We start from the raw sequence: 17,644 nt of genomic DNA, 5'->3' as shown, positions 1-17,644 counted from the left end.
CTGGGAGGGGAAATCGGGTGCAGTGGTGTGGGAGGGAGGAGGGGCCCAAAAAGCTAGCGATGTGGCATGGAGAGGTGGCCCCCAAAAAAACTGGCGCTGTGGCGGGGTAACCCGGAAAGGGGCCAAAAAACGCCCAGTGAGGATTTGAGTCGTGGCCCCCAAAAAGCTCCCGGGGGGTCTGGAGGGAGCGGCCCCCATCGGCAAAAACCTCCCGGCGGGGCTTAGAGGCCGCCAGAACCGGGTAAGATTGGCTAAAGGGGCCCTGAGAAGGGCCCCGCCGTGGGTGAGCCCGGAGTGGGGGGAGCGCCTGATCGCCTGAGCCGTGGAGGCTGGGTAGTGGGCCGGGCGGGACGCCCGGCCGGGGAGGGGCTGTGGAAGCGGCGAAGGAAGCAGGCGCGAGGGGGGAGCCGCGGTGGCTGATGTGGGGGCGTGGGGAGAGCGGCCCAGAGGAGTAGTTTTCGGTGCTCCCCCCTCAAGGCTACATCCGTGTAGGAAATGATGGAAAACATACCTTTATGTATTTTTTTGATGACTGTCCGATGGAGGAGGGAAGGGCATTTTTTGTTTTGGATGCTAAAAAAAAGAAAGAAATTCTTGCGATAGGGTGTTTTCCCCTTAAGAATATGGGGGATGCTGTCTTTATGCTGATTATGGCACGGTCCTTGCTGTTTATATAAAAAATACCTGGGATAGAAGAAAATACCGAAGGTGAGGCAACCATGGCGAGGGCCGATGTTTCTTGTGGTTCTACGGAAAAGCTTTTACAACTGGTACGACTCTGCGAAACCGCCCAGCACCTGGATGAACAGGTGGATTCCCTGAAAAAAACGGCAGAAGCGCAGGTCCAGACGGTTAGCACTCTGCAGACTCGATTGAAAGGTAACCTGCAGAGCCTCGATAAAACGGTTCAATCCCAGAGGGCGGGCTCGGAGAAACTGGTTCAAAACAGTCAAACCGTGATGGAATGGCTGGGGCAAGAACAGGAGCTCACGAGCCTTTTTGTGAAAAGCAGTAAGGAACTGCAGGGGGTGTGGACCGAAATCAAGGAAATGGGGCCTTCCCTGGCGACCATGCTGGATTCCCTTTCTGCGGTGACGGATATATTTGAGGTGCTTCATATTCTTTCGATAAACACCGCCATAGAGGCTTCCAGGTATGGGGAGCGGGGCCGTTCTTTTTCGATTATTGCCCGGGAAATGCGGAGCCTGGCGGATCGGTCTCGAACTTTTACGGATACTATTCGGGAACAGGGGGCCCTGGTACACGGCCGTGTGCAGGAGCTTATGAAGAAACTTGCTACCGCCATGGATGTGTATTCCAGCCTTGAAAAAAGGGTTCGCCGTTTCCTGGAGGATAGTCGTCATGTCCGGGATAACACCCAGGCGGTCCTTGCCCTGATTCACCAGTATGAAGAATTTTCGGGGGCCCAGATTTCCGAATGGAAGGATTCTATGGAACGATTGGGGGCCTTGGGACAGTCTGCGACGGAGTTGCTTGAGCGATCCAGACAGATAGAGACCATGGCGGATAGATTATTCGGGATGATCCAGCGGGAAACGGAGGTGGCCAGCCACGAAACTACAGAACTCCACCATGAGGCCCTTGAGGAGGCCCGCCGAATTACGGAGGACCTTTCGCCGTCCTTGCTTTTTGATCGGGTCCAGCTTGATGGGATTCTTAGCGAACACAGTGAACAGGCTCCGCTTTTTGAATTGCTCTATGTGCTGGATGCAACGGGCCGCCAGGTTTCCTGTAATATCTACGCACCCCGCTATCGAACGGAGCATGAGGCCTGCGAAGGGTACGGGGAACTCCGGGCTCACAAGGAATACTATCAGATCCCCATGAAGAAGGGGGAAGCCTATGTGTCGCCGGTGTACCTTTCGAGTGCTACCCGGGCCCTGTGCATTACGGTGGCCCTGCCTCTCTTTTCGGAAGGCTCCTGCTATGGGGTGCTTTGCGCGGATGTGGACCTGCGATATTTAGCGGAAAAGTAAGGAGAGTGAGTGGAGGAGGCAAATAACGTACAGGGAGCCGCGGTGGCCCCAAAAAGCAAGCCGGAAAGGAACCGCAATAAAAGATCGTTAAAGGGGAATGGCAAGAAATTGATAAGGAAAATTCTAAATTAAAAAGGCCTATTGATATGAAAACAAAATATGAACTTACTACCTTCTTTCAGCCTATTGTGTCGATGAGACGGAAGACAATTATTGGCTATGAGGCTCTGACTCGGGGCATGATACCTGGTCATGATATCGTGATATCCTATGAGAGCCTCTATAAGGAGGCCCAGGAGAATGGCTGTCTTGTCGAATTTGATCGGGCCTGCCGATTTTCGGCTCTTACGGCGTGGAAGAGGTTTCACCCATCGGAAGAGGGGTCCCTTTTATTCCTTAACTTTGATGTATCCCTTCTTGATATGGGGGTAGCAGGTTCCGGATTCTTTGCTCAAATGGTGGAAGATGTCGGTATTAATCCAGGAAATATTGTAATAGAATTAGTGGAACGTTCCCTGGATAATTTTGAGGATCTTGTTTCTTTTGTACGAGTCTATCGGGATCGGGGCTTTTTAATTGCTATTGATGATTTTGGAGAGGGCTGTTCGAGTGTACACCGGCTTGCCGCTCTTGGTCCCGATATTATTAAGATTTCTCGATCGGTTTTTTGTGCCCCTTCCCTATCTTCTGTCTATAGGCGTTCCCTTTTGCGGGGCCTTGTCTCGTGGATTACCAGTGTGGGGGCCCTTCCGTTGCTTGAAGGGGTAGAAACGGAGGCCCAGTTTTTTGAAGCCCTGGATGTGGGGGTAGATATCATACAGGGGTTTTTCGTTGCCCCACCCTTTGAGGAGAGGGACGAAGGCTCTTCCCAGAGGATGTATGCAAGGGTTCAAAAACTTTTCTCTGATGCGGCCTCGTACCTTTTGCATCGAATTGAGGGGATTAACCAAAGAAGCCGTGAGCGTATTCAACGGATCCATCGTCTTGTAAAACATCTTGAAGTAGAAAGCGAGGGCTTCCATTTAGAAAAGGTTCTCCCCTCTCTTATGGGGGAAGATCCCGCCATTGAATGTTTGTATCTGCTTAATCCGGAGGGGATTCAAATTTCGGAAACCTATGTTCGCATGCCTGTGAGCAGTAAAAACAACCTGTATCGACCGGCCCGGCCTGGGGATGATTTAAGCGAAAAAGAGTATTATCTCCATCTTAAAGCCGGGGGAAATCAGTATTATTCGGATCCCTATATTTCATTTGCTACGGGGTCTTTATGTAGAACCATCTCGGTTCGCCTCTGCCAGGGACCTCTGGCGGGGTGTATCCTCTGTGTGGATTTTTTAGAAGAGGACCTTAATAGCTGAAACTCGCTTTCCTGTTGGATCCCTATGGGGCATTAAGAGGGCTACCCTCTGGCGTTCCTCCCCCAGGCTGAAATTCGCTTTCCTGCTATACTTCTTATGGATATGCCTGGTACTTCTCATTAACCTCTGAGGGCTTTCCCTGGGATTTCGTATTCCACCAATCAAAGAGGCTGAACGAAACAAGCAGGAGAGAAAGGCTGAATAAAAAGTCTTCCAGCGGGATGGGGCCGAGGCGAATCGTGGTATTGTGCCTGTTGTTGTAGAGCACTACCGGAAGGCCGGTTAAAACTCCGTTAACAATGCAGAAGGGGATGTAGGTAAGGCCCAGGGCAAGCCAGAAATTGCGGGACCCCAGGTTGTGGGGGGTAAGGATGCGAAGGAGCAGGAGCGCAAGGGCCACGGAAATGAGAACAACCCCTGTATAAATAAGGTGAAAAAAGATGATTCCCCCCGCAATGCAGAGCAGGAGGAGTATCATCCACAGCCAGTCGGGGAAAGGGATCCTCCGATCCGGAACATAGGAGCGGACACAGGCTAATATGAATATGCATGCATAGGGAACGGCGATAAAGAAAAGCCATTCTCCCAGGGGGAGCCCCAGAAAACGCCAGGGGCCTACATAGGAGTCATTAAAGGACCACACCCCCAGGGATGTCTTCCACACATCCCATCCACCGAAAATGATCAATACCACGAGGATAGCCCGAAAAACCGCGGGCCAGCTTTTATAAAAGGCTACTCGTTTGTCGAATGATAGGGCTAGGGGGATCGCTAGCACCACTATGGTAAGCACCGCATAGAACATATAATTACCTTCCCTTTTGATTGTATGGAGCGTACCGTTCCATACCACGCTATCCATCGTTCATGAGGGAGATAGGGGTCTCCCTTGGCATACCCCTGGGTACCCCCTCTCTATTTTAACGAGAACGCTCCCCCTTCCCGGAAAGCCAGGGGTACCGGTTCTTTGCGAATCTCGTCGGGCAACTTTATAGTGGCGTTTCCCCGAATTTCGAAGGTCCCTTTCCGTTCTGCAAAGATGGCGCGGATTCCCTGAGAAAGCCGTTTAGAGCTAAAGGTGTTCGTTACTTTTATCAGGGTCCGGCTCCCTTCGCTGGTGATCGTTGGGGCATCTCCAATGACAAGGGATTCGCCGTTTATGAACAGTTCGTAGCCCAACTTCTGAGGTACCAGCGATGCCTTTGCATCGTTGCGGATTTCCAAGATAAAGCTTACCGAAAGGGGCAGGTCCAATTCGGCGGGATCGATAACGGGGGCCTCCGGTTTTTTCCCTGAAAGGATATCCGTAAACACCTGCCGGGCCTTACCTGGGTCGGCCTTTTTCCCCGCCTTGATGAGGGCCTGGCTTATCTGGGCTGCAGTGGGGGGCTCCACCGAAAAATCCAGGAGCCGTACCTCTGGTTTTATGGCGGGGATCTTCTTTTCGAGTTTATAAGTAAATTTAATGTCCGGCGGCAAACCGGGCATCTTGGGCAGGGGGATGAGCAAAACCCCGTCAATGACGGTGTTAAGCCACTCTTTGGTGGTATAGTCCTTCACCAGTTTCATGATTGCTTCGTAGGTAAGGGTAACCGTAAAGGTGTTGGCCTTTTCCTGGTTTGCGGGGATACTAAAGCCCCCCTGACTTTGGGTTGAAAACACCTTAGATCCTTCTACCGAAAAATCAAGACTCATCCCCGAAAAGGAAAGTCCCAGCGGATAGGGATTCTTTACCGCCAATTCAAACAAAAAGGTTACGTCCCGGAGCGTCATAGACTGAAGCTCAAAACGTTTGATTTCGGCGCTTGGTTTGGCAAGTTGGGCCCAGAGGGGAACCGTTCCGAGCAGCAATACCAGGGGTAACCATCGACGGGGTAGGTACTTTATTCTTAATCGCATTGTAAAGCCTCCTTTTAATAAGAAGTATACCAGAGCCACCGTTTTTTTACAGGCCCTTCAACAGAAAACAGACCTCTTTTGTAAAAGGAAGATGTGCGAGCCTGCCCCTTCCCTGGCTGATGAAAATGAGGATCCCCCGTTTTGGAGTAGGGGCCTTTTCTTGGGAGATGGGACCCTTTTCTGGAGGAATACGACCCTTTACCCTTATCTTAGGGGATGAACGTGGATGGAAGAACCTGGGCCCCTTTTTGAGGAAGCCTTACCCTTGTTCTTGGGGAAATGAGCGTGGGGGTCCCCCTCTTGAACCTCGGGGAAGTGATAATGAGGGGCCCTCATTTAGGGGCCCCTTCTCCTTGTTCTTGGGGAGATGCTCGTGCGGGGCCCTCACCGGGTCTAGGGTCGCGCCTGAACAGTCCTCATCGGTACTTGAGGCCGTGGGGCCCTCATTTAGGGGCCCCTCATTTGCGCGCCCCCTGGGAGGATGAGCGGGGCCGGTGCAGGGGTAGGAAAGGCTTCTGCCTTTGTTGTTCCGGAAACGTCGTTTTAATGCCCCTCGCCCCGGCGCATGCGGAGGGCATGGTCCATGAGGGGCGCAAGCTGCCGGGCATAGAAGCGGGCGGCCCGTTCACTTCCGGGGAAATTTGCCACCAGGGTAGTGCCACGGTAGCCGACAATGCCCCGGGAAAAGACCGCAAAAACCGTTTCTTCCAGGGATTTCTGGCGGAGATACTCCCCCAGGCCAGGGATTTCCCCCTCAATAAAGGCCCGGGTTGCCTCCGGCGTGGTATCCCGGGGGCCGATGCCCGTGCCACCTACCGTGATGATCCAGTCCGGCGGGGCTGTGCTGATAGACTCCGCCCCACTATCGTTCACCGTCCCCGTATAATCCATCGTCCCTGGCTGGTGCATTGCCTTCCGGGGGAACATTGCTCCCGGCTGGTTTATGGTTTCCCCAGGGGACATCGCTTCCGGGTGGTTCATGGATTCCCTCGGGGACATCGCTTCCCAATGGGAACCTCTTTGAGTAAGACCCGCCGCTTCGGTAAGGGCGATAAGTACCGAATCGTACCCATCGGGAACACAGCGGTAGAAGAAACGGGGGGGCGGTGAAAGGAGTCGTTCCAGTTCTTCCATGACCGCCGGGCCCGCCCTGTCGGCATATATGCCCTGGCTTGCCCGGTCAGAAATAGTAAGCACCCATATCGTCACGATGAATTACTCCTCCGTTGATCACCCGGGCGAAAATCCCCCGCCGGGGCATGATACAGTCTCCCACGAGGCGGCGAATCTCGCATGCCGCATGGCACTCCTTCCCTATTTTAGAAACTTCCAGGACCACCGGCCCAATCACCAGGTGAGAGCCGAGGGGCAATTCCGTAAGCGCCACCCCTTCGGTGGTCAGGTTTTCTGCGAAGTCCCCCGGCATAAGCGAAAAATCCTCCGGGGAGGATGGCCAGGCGCTGTCCTGTACAGTACCCTCATTTCGATGCTCGGCGGCCTTGGTACAGGAAAGCCCCCTTTGTTCATAGGTGAGGAGCGCCTGATTTGCCTGTTGAATGTCTTCCCATGCGAGGAGTGAAACCTGTCGATCCTCTTTAAGCCCCCCGTGGGCATCCCCTGCAAGGCCAAAACCGGGAAGGAATTCCGCCCTTTCTACGGGGGTTTTGCGGACCCCCGTGGCAGGGGAGACATTAATGGAGACGATACGAAAGGTTCCCCGGTAGCGCTGGCCCGGAAAATCCCTCTGCCGGTTTTCCGGGGAAGGATGATCTCCGGCGTCTTTTTCCCGCTTTTCTAAAGCAGGGTCGGCCTTAACCGACCGGTCTCCCCCGGCATATGCCGGTGAGGAAAGCTGCTTTCCCCCCGCATGTGCCGGGAAAGCGCCCTGATCCGCGGAAAGGGGGCCTTTGTTAATGGGTGGTTTCATGGAGAACCTCCTTTGTTTTTTCAATCAGGTGGATGGTTTCGATCACCATGCCTTTGTCGATAGCCTTACACATGTCATAGATAGTGAGGGCGGCAACCGAAACGGCCGTTAGGGCTTCCATTTCGATCCCGGTTTTATCGGTACACACGCAACGGGCTTCAATGCGAACCCCCGCATCGGTAAGGTCAAGATCGATGGTAACCTGTTCAATTTCGATGTTGTGACAGAGGGGGATGAGGCGACTGGTTTCTTTGGCCGCCATGATCCCGGCGATGCGGGCTGTGGCCAGGACATCCCCCTTGGCGATGGTATTATCCCGTATGGCCTGCAGGGTGGCGGCACTCATCCGAACAAAGCCCGCCGCCCGGGCGGTGCGACGGACCCGTTCTTTGCCTGAAATGTCCACCATCTGGGCCTTGCCGTGCTCATTGATATGGGTGAGGCCATGGGAAATTTCCTGTTCCATCCTATCCTCCAATTTGGGTAAGGTCCTGGGGATGACAGCGATCGCCCCGATAGGGTTTTATCCTCAGGGCCTGCTGAAAGCTTCCTTCAATATCGTTCATGTTGATGGGAACCGCCAGGTCCGAGTGAAGGCAGGGTCTCAGAGTGCCGTTGGCGAGGAGGCGCAATCGATTACAGTTTTCGCAGGGGGGCGGCCGTTCGTAGGGGCCCTCTGTTTTGATATCCCCAAGCCGATACTGGGCGATACACTGGTGTTCTGCCCCGATAGAAGAAGCAAAGGCCCGTACCTGTTCGATATCCTGTTCTCCTGCGGTTCCGGCGGCTTTCCCTGCGGTGAGTAAGGAGGACGAAAGAACCACCGTGTTAATTTTGATGGGGAGGTCGACCTTCTGGGCGGCCCGGAGCCCTTCAACAACCGGGGCAAGGTCCCCCCCGCGGGTAAGCCAGCGGAAGAACTCTGGATCCAGCGTATCCAGCGACACATTAACCTTTTGGAGGCCCGCCGCTTTTAAGGCTGCAGCCTGGTCTGCGAGGAGGGTTCCGTTGGTGGTGAGGGCCAGGGTCTTGAGGCCGGGAATGTGGGCCAGTTCCCGGACAAGGTAGACCAGATTAGACCGCACCAGGGGTTCCCCGCCGGTAAGGCGAATTTTGGTGAACCCTAAGGAACAGGCCGTCCGGGCAATCTGGATGATAGCTTCATACGATAGGATCTGCTCTTTCGGGAGAAGGGGGATCCCCTCTTCGTCCATGCAGTAGCGACAACGAAGGTTGCACCGGTCCGTAACGGAAATCCGGAGGTACTCAATAGAACGGCCGAATCGGTCGTACATATACCGCTGCTCCTTTGGGTAGATGGGATACCCCTACGTCCATTCGGATAAGGCCGTTAGCCTTTGCCAGAACGGTGATCATGGAAGAGCCGTGATAGGGCAGGGGAACCACCTGCTGTTGTTCGTAATCAAACCATATCGGAAGGAATTCCACCCGATCGGTTCCCTTTCGTCTCAGGTCTTCCGTAAGGGTTCCCCGAACACGGGGGGCTTCCCAATGAAGTCCCATGAGTCGATATACCACGGGGCGGATAAGCACCTCAAAATTCACAAAGGTAGAAAGGGGATTCCCCGGCAGGCCAAAGAGGAGTTTCCCTGCCCGGATGGCGCCCAGGGTCGGTTTTCCCGGTCGCATGGCAAGTCCGTGAAAGAGGATGGTAAAGCCCAAGTCCCCAACAATCCGGGGCAGGTAGTCATAATCCCCCATGGAGACGCCGCCGGAAAGGATAAGGATATCGTGGTCGTGTAGGGCTTCGGCGATCCTGGCCTTAAGGAGTTCTGGCCTGTCGGGAAGAATCCCCAGAAATTGGACCTGAGCCCCCGCACTCAGGGCATGGGTTGTGAGTTGATAGCCATTAGAGTCATAGATGTACCTACCATCCAGTTCCACTGTGGCCTGCTGGATAAGGTCGCCGATTGCCTTTGATGGAAGCAAGGCCTCTTCCATCCCGTCCGATTGGGGAACGGTAAAGCGGGGCGCCTTAATTTCATCCCCCGTGGAAAAGATCGCCACCTTCGGTCTTTTACTAACCCCCACAGAGCGGTATCCCGCCGCGGCCAGGACCCCCACATCCTGGCTGGAGAGGATCCGGGGGGTAAGCAAAAGTTCTCCGGTCCTGCCATTTTCTCCCGCCTCTATGCGATTAGGGGCCGTCTCAGGACGGGTAAAATACACCCGCTCTCCTTCAAGCCGGGTCCATTCTACCCGCTGGACCCCCACGGTCCCCCCTGGCAGGGGGGCTCCTGTCATAATCCGTACCGCTTCGCCGCTCGCCAGGGGCCGGGGAAACCGTTCGCCGGCTCCAACGGTCCCCACCACCCGAAAAGAAGGGGGCCGCGAAGACTCCTCCGGGGCTGCGTGGGCATATCCATCCATGGCTGCCTTGGGAAAGGGTGGCTGGTCAATGGGGGAATACACCGGATAGGGAAGAACCCTTCCCAGGGTTTCTTCCAACGGGAGGACCTCACAGGAAGGCTGCCTCGTAGGGGTAAGCCGGTCGATGGTATCTAACAGGAGGTTGAGGGCCTCGTCAGGATGGAGGGCGTTGTTCATGAAAAATCTCCTTGCTGCTCAGAAGTGTGAAAAGAAGAATACCTGCTGATATCAAGAGAGGCGGTGCACCGCCTTTGCATGAGGGGATCGTGGGAGGCAACCATAAGGGAAATCCCCCGTTCTTCCGCATACCCAAGGAGCCGGTCTATAAGATGGTCCGCCTCCTTATCCAGGGCGGTGGTGGGCTCGTCTAAGAGCAGAACCTCTGGTTCTGCGAGCAGGGCCCGTCCCAGGGCAAGTCGCTGGGCTTCCCCGCTGGAAAAGGCCCAATAAGGCCGGTCAAGGAGGGATTCCAGGTTGAAAAGGGAACTTACCATGGTAAGCTGTCGCTCCCCTTCCTGGGCCGAAATACCTTTCCATCCGAGGGGTAGCAGCAGGTTATCTCGTCCGGTGCCTTTAAAAAGATAGGGCGTAGGATGGACATATACGACGAAGGGGGAACGATTGGGGGCTCGGGAAGGGAAAGGAAAAAGCGGTGTCCCATCGAAGGAAATGCTCCCCTGTCGGGGGGTAAGGAGGCCCCCACAGAGCTTAAGAAAGGTGCTTTTCCCTGACCCGTTGGGCCCTTCCACAAGGACTGGCCGGGAACACTCGAGTTCAAGATAAGGAATAGAAAGCGAAAAGGTTTCCCGGGGGCGGGATGTCCCGGGGATTCTGGCTCTTCGCCCGTTCTGGAAAGAAGCATAGGAAAAGAAAACATCTTTAAAAAGAAAACATTTCCTTCGCATATCCATCCATTACCCCATCTTTTCTTCCTGCTGCTGGAACCAGTGAAACAGGATATTGACTGCCAGCGCCATGGCGACAAGGAGTATGCCGAGAAGAACCGCTTCCGGCAGATTTCCCCGGGAAGTTTCCAGGGCGATGGTGGTGGTCATGGTGCGGGTAAAGAACCGGATATTTCCCCCTACCATCATCACAAGCCCCACCTCGCCCAGAATCCTTCCAAAAGCAAGGGTTGCGGCCCCCCAGACCAGGGGAGACTTTTCACGAATCATTGCCCAGAGGTAGCCGGGCCCCTGGGCTCCTAAGGTGATCAGCGTTTCGTGGAGAAGGAGGGTTCTGCTGTCCCCTGGTCGATGCAGTCCCGAGTACAGGTGATGGATTACCAGGGGAAGGGCCAGGAGGGTTTCTCCAAAGATTACCAGGCCGGGCTTGTAAAGAAGATCCAGGAAGCCCAGGGGCCCGCTGCGGGAAAACAGGAGGTACAACACAAGACCAAGGGTTACGGTAGGCAGGGCCGTCAGGGCCCCCACCAGGGAGACCAGCAAACGGTGGAGCGTCGAACCGCAGGGGCGGGGATGTCCCAGCGCAAAGCCGACGGGAACCCCCACCAGCAGGGCGAAGAGGGTCGCCACCAGGGCGAATAGGAGGCTGCGGCCACTAATTTCGAAGATTTCATACCAGCCTATGGTGTTCATGGTTGCTCCTATTCTTTGTTAACGCCCTGGGAGTCCTTGAACACAGGAATCCCCTGAACAGTATACTGGGTAATGATGCGCTGGACGGCGGGGCTTGTCAGAAAATGGGCAAATTGGAGGGCCGCCTGTTCCCGTCGGGGATTCTGGGGCTGGCGAACCACCACAATAGAATAGGTGGTAATTCCTTCCTGGGGATTCTCATAAAGAAGAGCCAGCTGATGCTCTGGATGATGGACCTGATACAGAAGCCAGCTGGGTTTGTCAGAAAGGGTGTACAACCCCTTGCTATCGGCAATGGCAATGGTTTCTGCCATTCCCTGGCCTGTTTCAAGGTACCAGGGGGGCGCTGGTCGTCTCCCTATGGCGGTCCACAGTTTTTTCTCAAAAAGATGGGTCCCCGAATCATCTCCCCGGGAAACGAAGAGTTCCTTGCCTAAGGTTTCTCCCACGGTGCTCAGGGCTGTAAAAGCGGCTTCGAAAGAAGTCTCCTGCCTTATCCTGGCGGGGTCCTGGGGTGGCCCGAGGATGATAAAGGGACTTGAAAGAATAGGGGCGCGAAAACTCCCGTATCCTTCCCGTAAAAAGGTCTCTTCCTGCTCCGGGGCATGTACCAAGAGGAGGTCCACGTCTTTCCGTTTTCCCCGTTCGAGGGCTGCCCCACTCCCTAACGGAATGGAATGAATTCTGATACCGGTCTCTTTCTGATACGCGTCAACAAGGGATGCTACAAGACCAATCTGATCGAGACTGGTGGTGGTGGCAAGAAGTAGAGGCCCTTCCCGGGATAAGAGCTTCCCCTGGCAGGAAATAAAAAGCCCTCCCAAAAGGAATCCCAGAAAAAGAAGGATGCCCCTTTTGATGACAACCCTTTTATAGCGCGACACTAGCGTACTCCTTTCCAAAGATGGGAGGCCCTGCGGTTTCCCGCAAGACCCTCGGTGAAGTCTGATATCGCCATTGCAACGAGGCAAACCCCGGGCAAAAAAGACTTCACGCCGGTCTGGGGACCATGCCACTGGTGTAGGTTCCCAGACTCGGAGTCTTTAATGGATAAAAATATATCAGAACTAAGGAGTCATGGCTAGACAGGATGCGTATCCGCTGCCTTTAGAAGAGACTTACCAATCGTATGGAATTACACCGGCCAGGGTCCCGCGCCATGACGAATCAGGGTGGGCTCCTCAGTGGTAAGATCGATGACGGTGGAAACCCATCGGGGAAGCTCTTCGCCGGGGTCCAGTATCAGGGCTATACCAGGGATGTCCTCTAATTCCCAGCCGCCTTCGAAGAGTTCCTCTTCGGGAATGGGTGGAAGACCTTTTTCGTCTGCCGATCCGGACGGCTCTTCATAATAAAAAGAATCAGGCCCCTCCCTCCGTATCATGCTTCGTTTAGCGGTAATCGAGTAGAGCGGTTCCCCGAGGGCTTCGCCTAACGCAAGACTCACCGGATGATGGGGAATCCGTACTCCTACCTCTTTGCGGCGTATATCGAGCACCTTCTCAGTTCCCAAAAGGGCCCGCAGAATAAACACATAAGGACCGGGGATAAGCCGTTTTATAAATCGAAACTGGCTATTGTTAAGAGAACAATACTCTCCTATTTGGGAGATATGATGGCAGAGCAGGGTAAAATGCCGTTCGTCCCGTTCCCCCGAAAGACGGCGGAGATTTTGTATGCCCTGTTTGCTCGAAAGGGCACACCCGATGGACCAACTCGTGTCGGTGGGAAAGGCCACGAGTCCCCCTTCGCGAAGGATCTGACAGGACCGTTCCAAAACGCGGGGATCCGTATTCCCGGGCACTACATACTCAATCATGATACACCAGTATATCAGAAGTGTTTCTTTTTATATAGGATGGGTTGCGTCCATAAATTAAACTCAGGCCGCCGCGTAAGTATAAAGGCAGAAAACAAAAAGCCCCGCTTCCATATGAAAACGGGGCAAAAAGTGGCGCAGTGCTAGCTTTTATTCTCCTACGCGAATCGCCTGCCAGGCCTGGTTGTACAGTTCAAGCTTATCTCCCACGTCCTCTTTGAGTTCTACCTTTGCAAGGTCCTCAGCCTGATAGTAGGGGGGCAATTTCTTTAGTTCCCGGGCAGGAATGTTCACGGTAGCGGGGAAGCCAAAGGTATCGGTGAATTCGGCGTAAATCTCTGGCCGATGGATAAAGTCAATGAATTTGTGGGCCAGATCGATATTTTTCGATCCCTTGAGAATACACATGCTGTCGATATAGGCCGGTCCTCCCTCTTTCGGAATAAAGAAGACCACATCCTTCTTCTGCTCTTCCTGGAGTTCGGCGTAGACTACCTCTGCGTACCCCTGGACAACCCAGAATTCGCCAGCCGCAAAGCCCTTACCGAAGGCCTCAGCATCGAATTTTACCAGGTTGGGTTTCCACTGGGTATTGATAAGGTTCTTGGCCTCTTCGATCTGGGCGGGATCGGTGGTATTCACCGAATAACCAAGGTAGGCCAGGGCATCGCCGATTACTTCCCGCATATCATCGAGCATGGTCATCTTCCCCTTAAGATCAGTTCGGCTAAAAATGGACCAGCTTTTCTCAAAGGTGGGAACTTTTGCGGTGTTTACGGCAACCCCGGCGGCTCCAAAATAATAGGGAACCGAATATTCCATGGTAGGATCATAGGTGGCTTTCTGAAGTACCATGGGATCGATGTTCTTAAGATTTGTTAATTTGGAGTGGTCGATTTTTTCGAGCATCCCCTCTTTTTTCATAATAGAAACATAGTCTCCCGAGGGGAACACGATGTCATACCCCGTGCCACCCGCCTTAAGTTTGGCAAACATCTCCTCGTTGGATGCAAAAGAGTCGTAGACCACTTCGCAGTTATACTCTTTTTCAAACTTTTCGATGACCGAGTCGGGGGTATAATAGGTCCAGTTGTAGATGTAGAGCTTCTTTGCCCCCGCCGTCGACTTTCCACATCCCATGACAGCCAGTAAAGATACGATAACCGCTGTCATGCTCAGCAAAAGGAAGATCTTCCTTTTCATGCTATTTTCCTCCTCACTCTGTAAGAAATGGGCTCCTGGATGAAGCACAATCTCCCGTCGACTCCAGGATCAACGGAGGATTCCAGCCACGAGTGGTAGCCGGATCCACGGTCGCCCGCTACCCTGAGCGAGAAACGTTCCGGTGCCCGCTCAGGAGGGTGCCCCTGACAATACATTTACATTGCATGCCCCTTACGCCGGGGAAACAGGGCTTCCTGTGTCCCAGGCAGGGGCAGAAGCTCTACCCCATGTCAGTGGGCCGACATCCCTGACTCTGCTTTTTAAAAGGGAAGCGGCTCTTTCCTCAATGAGAGTCCTGGCTCGACCCACCCCTATTTTGCGGCGATATACTTTAAAAAGTTTCGAAGCGAAAAGGCCAACACCACCGTCCCCAGAATCATCACCACTGAAAGGGCATTGATGACCGGTGAAACCCCGAAACGAATCGCCGAGTATACATACAGAGGAAGCGTTGTAGACCCCGGACCGGACACGAAAAAGGTAATCACGAAGTCTTCCAGCGAAAGCGTCACTGCTGTGAGAAAGCCCGATACAATACCGGGCATACTCATGGGAAGGATTACCCGCAACAGGGTCTGCCGTTCGTTGGCCCCCAGATCGTGGGCGGCCTCAATGATGGAGTGGTCAAATTCATCGAGCCGGGCCATAACCATAAGAAACACAAAGGGCAAGTTAAAGGTGGTGTGGGCAATGTAGATGGTAAAAAGGCCCAGCTTTATCCCTACTCCTGCAAAAAAGATAAGGAGCGAAACGCCGATGATGATTTCAGGGAGAATCATGGGAAGGAACGTAATGGCCTGGATATATTTTTTCAGTTTGAATTCATACCAGGTAACCCCAATGGCTCCGAGGGTCCCAATAACGGTGGCAGTGAACGCAGAGGTTAGGGCAATAAGCACACTGTTGTTAAAGGCCTTCCACAAATCTTTGGAAGAAAAGAACAGCTTTTCGTACCACACGAGGGAAAAACCCGTCCAGCTCATGCCCTTGGAAGCATTAAAAGAATAGAGAATAAGCACAAAAAGGGGCAGGAAGAGGAATACCATCGTGGCGATAAAGACGGTTTGGGAAAAAGAGAAGGGTTTGCGATAGGCCCGGCGGGCATGACGGGCCGCTTCGTTTCCATTGGGAGGCTTTAAGAAGGCAATGATACCGCTCATGGGCGACCTCCTGCGGGATTGTGTGAGTCAGGAATTTCTGCGGCGTTGTTAATTTCTTCCAGGGTTGTGGTGTTCCCAAAACGGGCCGCTTCTTCTGCCCGCCGGGCTTCCCGTTTCTGCAGGGCCATCATCACAAAGACCCCCACGGTGGTTACCACGGTGATCACCATGGAAATCGCCGCCGCGAGGGGCCAGTTCCGGGTCTTGGTAAGCTGGTCCGCAATGACGTTCCCGAGCATATAGGAGTCTTTCCCGCCAATAAGCAGGGGGACCGCATAGGCCCCAAAAATGGGAATGAAAGTAAAAAGAACCGCCGTAAAAAGGCCGCTGCGAATGTTGGGCAACAGGACCTTGGTCATGGACTGGAGCTTTGTAGCCCCCAGGTCCCGGGCAGCTTCCAGCAGGGAGAAATCAAATTTATCAATGGTGGAAAAGAGGGGGAGAATCGCGTAAGGAAGATACATGTACACCAAAACGAGGATGACCGATTCTTGGTTATATAAGAACTGAATGTAATCTTTTATAAGTCCTGTAGCTTTAAGAAAATCGTTCAAAAAGCCGTTGTTCCCCAAAATGGCGATCCAGGCGTATACACGGATCAAAAAGTTGGTCCAGAAGGGAATGATGACGAGGAGGAGCAAGAGGGTCTGATTTTTGCTTTTTGCCATGAAATAGCCGCAGGGGAGGGCAATAAGGATAGTAAGTACCGTGGCAATGATTGAGGTAACCAGGGTACGGATCGTGATAGTGACAAAGGTTGCATTTGCCAGGGCTTCATAGGCCGCAAGGGAAAATTCCCATTCCACTCCCCCGTGGATTCCCTTTTTCATAAAGCTATACAGCACGATGATGATAAGGGGCGCCGCAAAGAAGAGGGTAAACCACAGGGCTATTGGCCCCGCGTATAAGGGACCGTAGTTCTTTTTAGAAAGGGCCGGTTTCACGACTTTACCTCGACAATGTAGCCATCATCGGCACTCCAGGACAAATAGACCGAGTCCTTCCATTCAATCTCTGGTCCTTCATCAGAGTAGTTCGAATGTTGCTTCATCACCTTGAGGATAAGATTTTCCGAGACCCGAACATAGAACTTCGTCTGGAACCCGGAATAGATAGGCTCGTCTACCACTCCTTCGTACAGGTTGATATCCTGGCGACTTGTCTTGGGTTTCTCGGTGCTGATGGCAATCTTTTCTGGTCGAATGGTAAAACTTACCGTTTGTCCTACCTGTACTTGATCGACGGTGGTTACTTTAACGGCCCCCAGTTCCGGGATATCCAGGGTAACGAGGAGTTCTTCTCCTGCTTTTTCTACCGCCACGACCTTACCATCGAACAGATTGGTTTCTCCGATAAAGCGGGCGACGAAATCAGTAGCGGGACTCTCGTAGATCTCATGGGGTGTACCTACCTGAAGCACATCGCCTTGACACATAACCGCAATACGGTCCGATACCGAAAGGGCCTCCTGCTGATCATGGGTGACATAAATAAAGGTAATACCAATCTTGTCGTGAATCTTATCCAGTTCGATAAGCATGTGCTGGCGAAGTTTTGCATCCAGGGCTGAAAGGGGTTCGTCCAGGAGCAGAACCGATGGTTCATTGATGAGGGCCCGAGCGATAGCTACCCGCTGTTTTTGACCACCCGAAAGCTGACTTGGCTTTTTGTGGGCGTGAGCTTCCAGTTCTACCAGTTTTAGATAGGTGTATACCCGCTCTTTTATCTCTTTATTAGGTAATTTTTTAATGCGAAGGGGAAAGGCTACATTTTCAAAAATAGAAAGATGAGGAAAGAGGGCGTAATTCTGAAACACCGTGTTAGCATGTCGCATGTTGGGTGGTAACCCAAGCACGTCTTGTCCATCAAAATATACTTCTCCACAATCGGGTGTCTCGAATCCTGCGATGATCCGGAGCAGTGTCGTCTTTCCACACCCTGATGGTCCAAGGAGAGAAAAAAATTCTCCCTTCTGTATAGTAAGGCTTACATTCTTGAGCGCCTTAAAGTCTCCAAACGATTTAGAGACCCCTGTTATGGTAACATCACTGCCTTTCAATTATGGTCCTTCAACCTCCTCTGACCCGATACTTGAGTCTGCAAAACCTCTCGCCCGCGGAACCCCGGATTCGATTGGTCGGATTAGCATATTCTGCTGAAACAATGCGTATTTTTACGTTTATTGTCAATCCTTGATTAAATAATCTCCTTCAAAATCTACCTTTAAATAAGTTAAAACAAAAGAAAAAAAATAATAAATTTGTTAAAAAA

Annotated in this window: 17 protein-coding genes and 1 riboswitch; of the genes, 2 read left to right on the top strand and 15 right to left on the bottom strand. The window is 53.0% G+C overall.

The genetic code is table 11. The annotated features are described in order from the left end of the window. Window positions 1–719: 719 nt before the first annotated feature. Window positions 720–1,997 carry a methyl-accepting chemotaxis protein gene (locus C5O22_RS11290; RefSeq protein ID WP_132781877.1) on the top strand — a complete coding sequence of 426 codons (1,278 nt, stop codon included), beginning with the start codon at window positions 720–722 and terminating at the stop codon, window positions 1,995–1,997. 146 nt (window positions 1,998–2,143) lie between these two features. Next, window positions 2,144–3,355 carry an EAL domain-containing protein gene (locus C5O22_RS11285; protein WP_132781875.1) on the top strand — a complete coding sequence of 404 codons (1,212 nt, stop codon included), beginning with the start codon at window positions 2,144–2,146 and terminating at the stop codon, window positions 3,353–3,355. Between the two features lie 94 nt (window positions 3,356–3,449). Here the strand turns inward: C5O22_RS11285 and C5O22_RS11280 are convergent, their stop codons facing one another. The 15 genes from C5O22_RS11280 to C5O22_RS11210 form a co-directional block, all read right to left on the bottom strand. Then, window positions 3,450–4,217 (bottom strand): lycopene cyclase domain-containing protein, encoded by a 768-nt coding sequence (locus C5O22_RS11280; protein WP_132781873.1) that lies wholly within the window; start codon window positions 4,215–4,217, stop codon window positions 3,450–3,452. A 53-nt stretch (window positions 4,218–4,270) separates the two neighbouring features. Further along, entirely contained in the window at window positions 4,271–5,254 is a 984-nt protein-coding gene (locus C5O22_RS11275) for an LEA/WHy family protein (protein WP_132781871.1), read from the bottom strand. A gap of 543 nt (window positions 5,255–5,797) precedes the next feature. After that, window positions 5,798–6,463 (bottom strand): MogA/MoaB family molybdenum cofactor biosynthesis protein, encoded by a 666-nt coding sequence (locus C5O22_RS11270; protein ID WP_132781869.1) that lies wholly within the window; start codon window positions 6,461–6,463, stop codon window positions 5,798–5,800. Further along, window positions 6,435–7,181, bottom strand: a complete 747-nt coding sequence (locus tag C5O22_RS11265; protein ID WP_207895381.1) for an MOSC domain-containing protein — start codon at window positions 7,179–7,181, stop codon at window positions 6,435–6,437. The genes C5O22_RS11270 and C5O22_RS11265 overlap by 29 nt, the downstream gene beginning before the upstream one ends. Next, on the bottom strand, window positions 7,165–7,647 hold the full coding sequence (moaC, locus tag C5O22_RS11260) for a cyclic pyranopterin monophosphate synthase MoaC (RefSeq protein WP_132781867.1): 483 nt from the start codon (window positions 7,645–7,647) through the stop codon (window positions 7,165–7,167). The genes C5O22_RS11265 and moaC overlap by 17 nt, the downstream gene beginning before the upstream one ends. 1 nt (window position 7,648) lies before the next feature. Beyond that, window positions 7,649–8,476 (bottom strand): GTP 3',8-cyclase MoaA, encoded by an 828-nt coding sequence (locus tag C5O22_RS11255; RefSeq protein ID WP_132781865.1) that lies wholly within the window; start codon window positions 8,474–8,476, stop codon window positions 7,649–7,651. Next, the gene (locus C5O22_RS11250; protein ID WP_132781863.1) at window positions 8,448–9,749 is read right to left on the bottom strand and encodes a molybdopterin molybdotransferase MoeA; all 1,302 of its coding nucleotides are present in this window, start codon (window positions 9,747–9,749) and stop codon (window positions 8,448–8,450) included. Before C5O22_RS11250 ends, C5O22_RS11255 begins: the two co-directional genes overlap by 29 nt. Next, window positions 9,746–10,477: an ABC transporter ATP-binding protein gene (locus tag C5O22_RS11245; protein ID WP_165910506.1), complete on the bottom strand. Its 732-nt coding sequence runs from the start codon at window positions 10,475–10,477 to the stop codon at window positions 9,746–9,748. The genes C5O22_RS11250 and C5O22_RS11245 overlap by 4 nt, the downstream gene beginning before the upstream one ends. A gap of 9 nt (window positions 10,478–10,486) precedes the next feature. Next, window positions 10,487–11,170, bottom strand: a complete 684-nt coding sequence (locus C5O22_RS11240) for an ABC transporter permease (RefSeq protein ID WP_132781859.1) — start codon at window positions 11,168–11,170, stop codon at window positions 10,487–10,489. A gap of 8 nt (window positions 11,171–11,178) precedes the next feature. After that, the gene (locus C5O22_RS11235; protein ID WP_132781858.1) at window positions 11,179–12,054 is read right to left on the bottom strand and encodes an ABC transporter substrate-binding protein; all 876 of its coding nucleotides are present in this window, start codon (window positions 12,052–12,054) and stop codon (window positions 11,179–11,181) included. Further along, window positions 12,046–12,222: riboswitch (molybdenum cofactor riboswitch) on the bottom strand. (Overlaps the previous gene by 9 nt.) An 83-nt stretch (window positions 12,223–12,305) precedes the next feature. After that, window positions 12,306–12,989 carry an L-threonylcarbamoyladenylate synthase gene (locus C5O22_RS11230; protein WP_132781856.1) on the bottom strand — a complete coding sequence of 228 codons (684 nt, stop codon included), beginning with the start codon at window positions 12,987–12,989 and terminating at the stop codon, window positions 12,306–12,308. 150 nt (window positions 12,990–13,139) lie between these two features. After that, window positions 13,140–14,192: an extracellular solute-binding protein gene (locus C5O22_RS11225; RefSeq protein ID WP_132781855.1), complete on the bottom strand. Its 1,053-nt coding sequence runs from the start codon at window positions 14,190–14,192 to the stop codon at window positions 13,140–13,142. Between the two features lie 332 nt (window positions 14,193–14,524). Continuing rightward, window positions 14,525–15,373, bottom strand: a complete 849-nt coding sequence (locus C5O22_RS11220) for an ABC transporter permease (protein ID WP_132781853.1) — start codon at window positions 15,371–15,373, stop codon at window positions 14,525–14,527. Then, entirely contained in the window at window positions 15,370–16,317 is a 948-nt protein-coding gene (locus tag C5O22_RS11215; protein WP_132781852.1) for an ABC transporter permease, read from the bottom strand. The genes C5O22_RS11220 and C5O22_RS11215 overlap by 4 nt, the downstream gene beginning before the upstream one ends. Continuing rightward, window positions 16,314–17,432, bottom strand: a complete 1,119-nt coding sequence (locus tag C5O22_RS11210; RefSeq protein ID WP_132781850.1) for an ABC transporter ATP-binding protein — start codon at window positions 17,430–17,432, stop codon at window positions 16,314–16,316. The genes C5O22_RS11215 and C5O22_RS11210 overlap by 4 nt, the downstream gene beginning before the upstream one ends. Between the last annotated feature and the right edge of the window lie 212 nt (window positions 17,433–17,644).

The organism is Treponema sp. J25 (assembly GCF_004343725.1).
Classification (GTDB): Bacteria; Spirochaetota; Spirochaetia; order Treponematales; family Breznakiellaceae; genus J25.
Note: the sequence above shows the minus strand (reverse complement) of the source record. Positions and strands in the feature narration are given on the sequence as shown.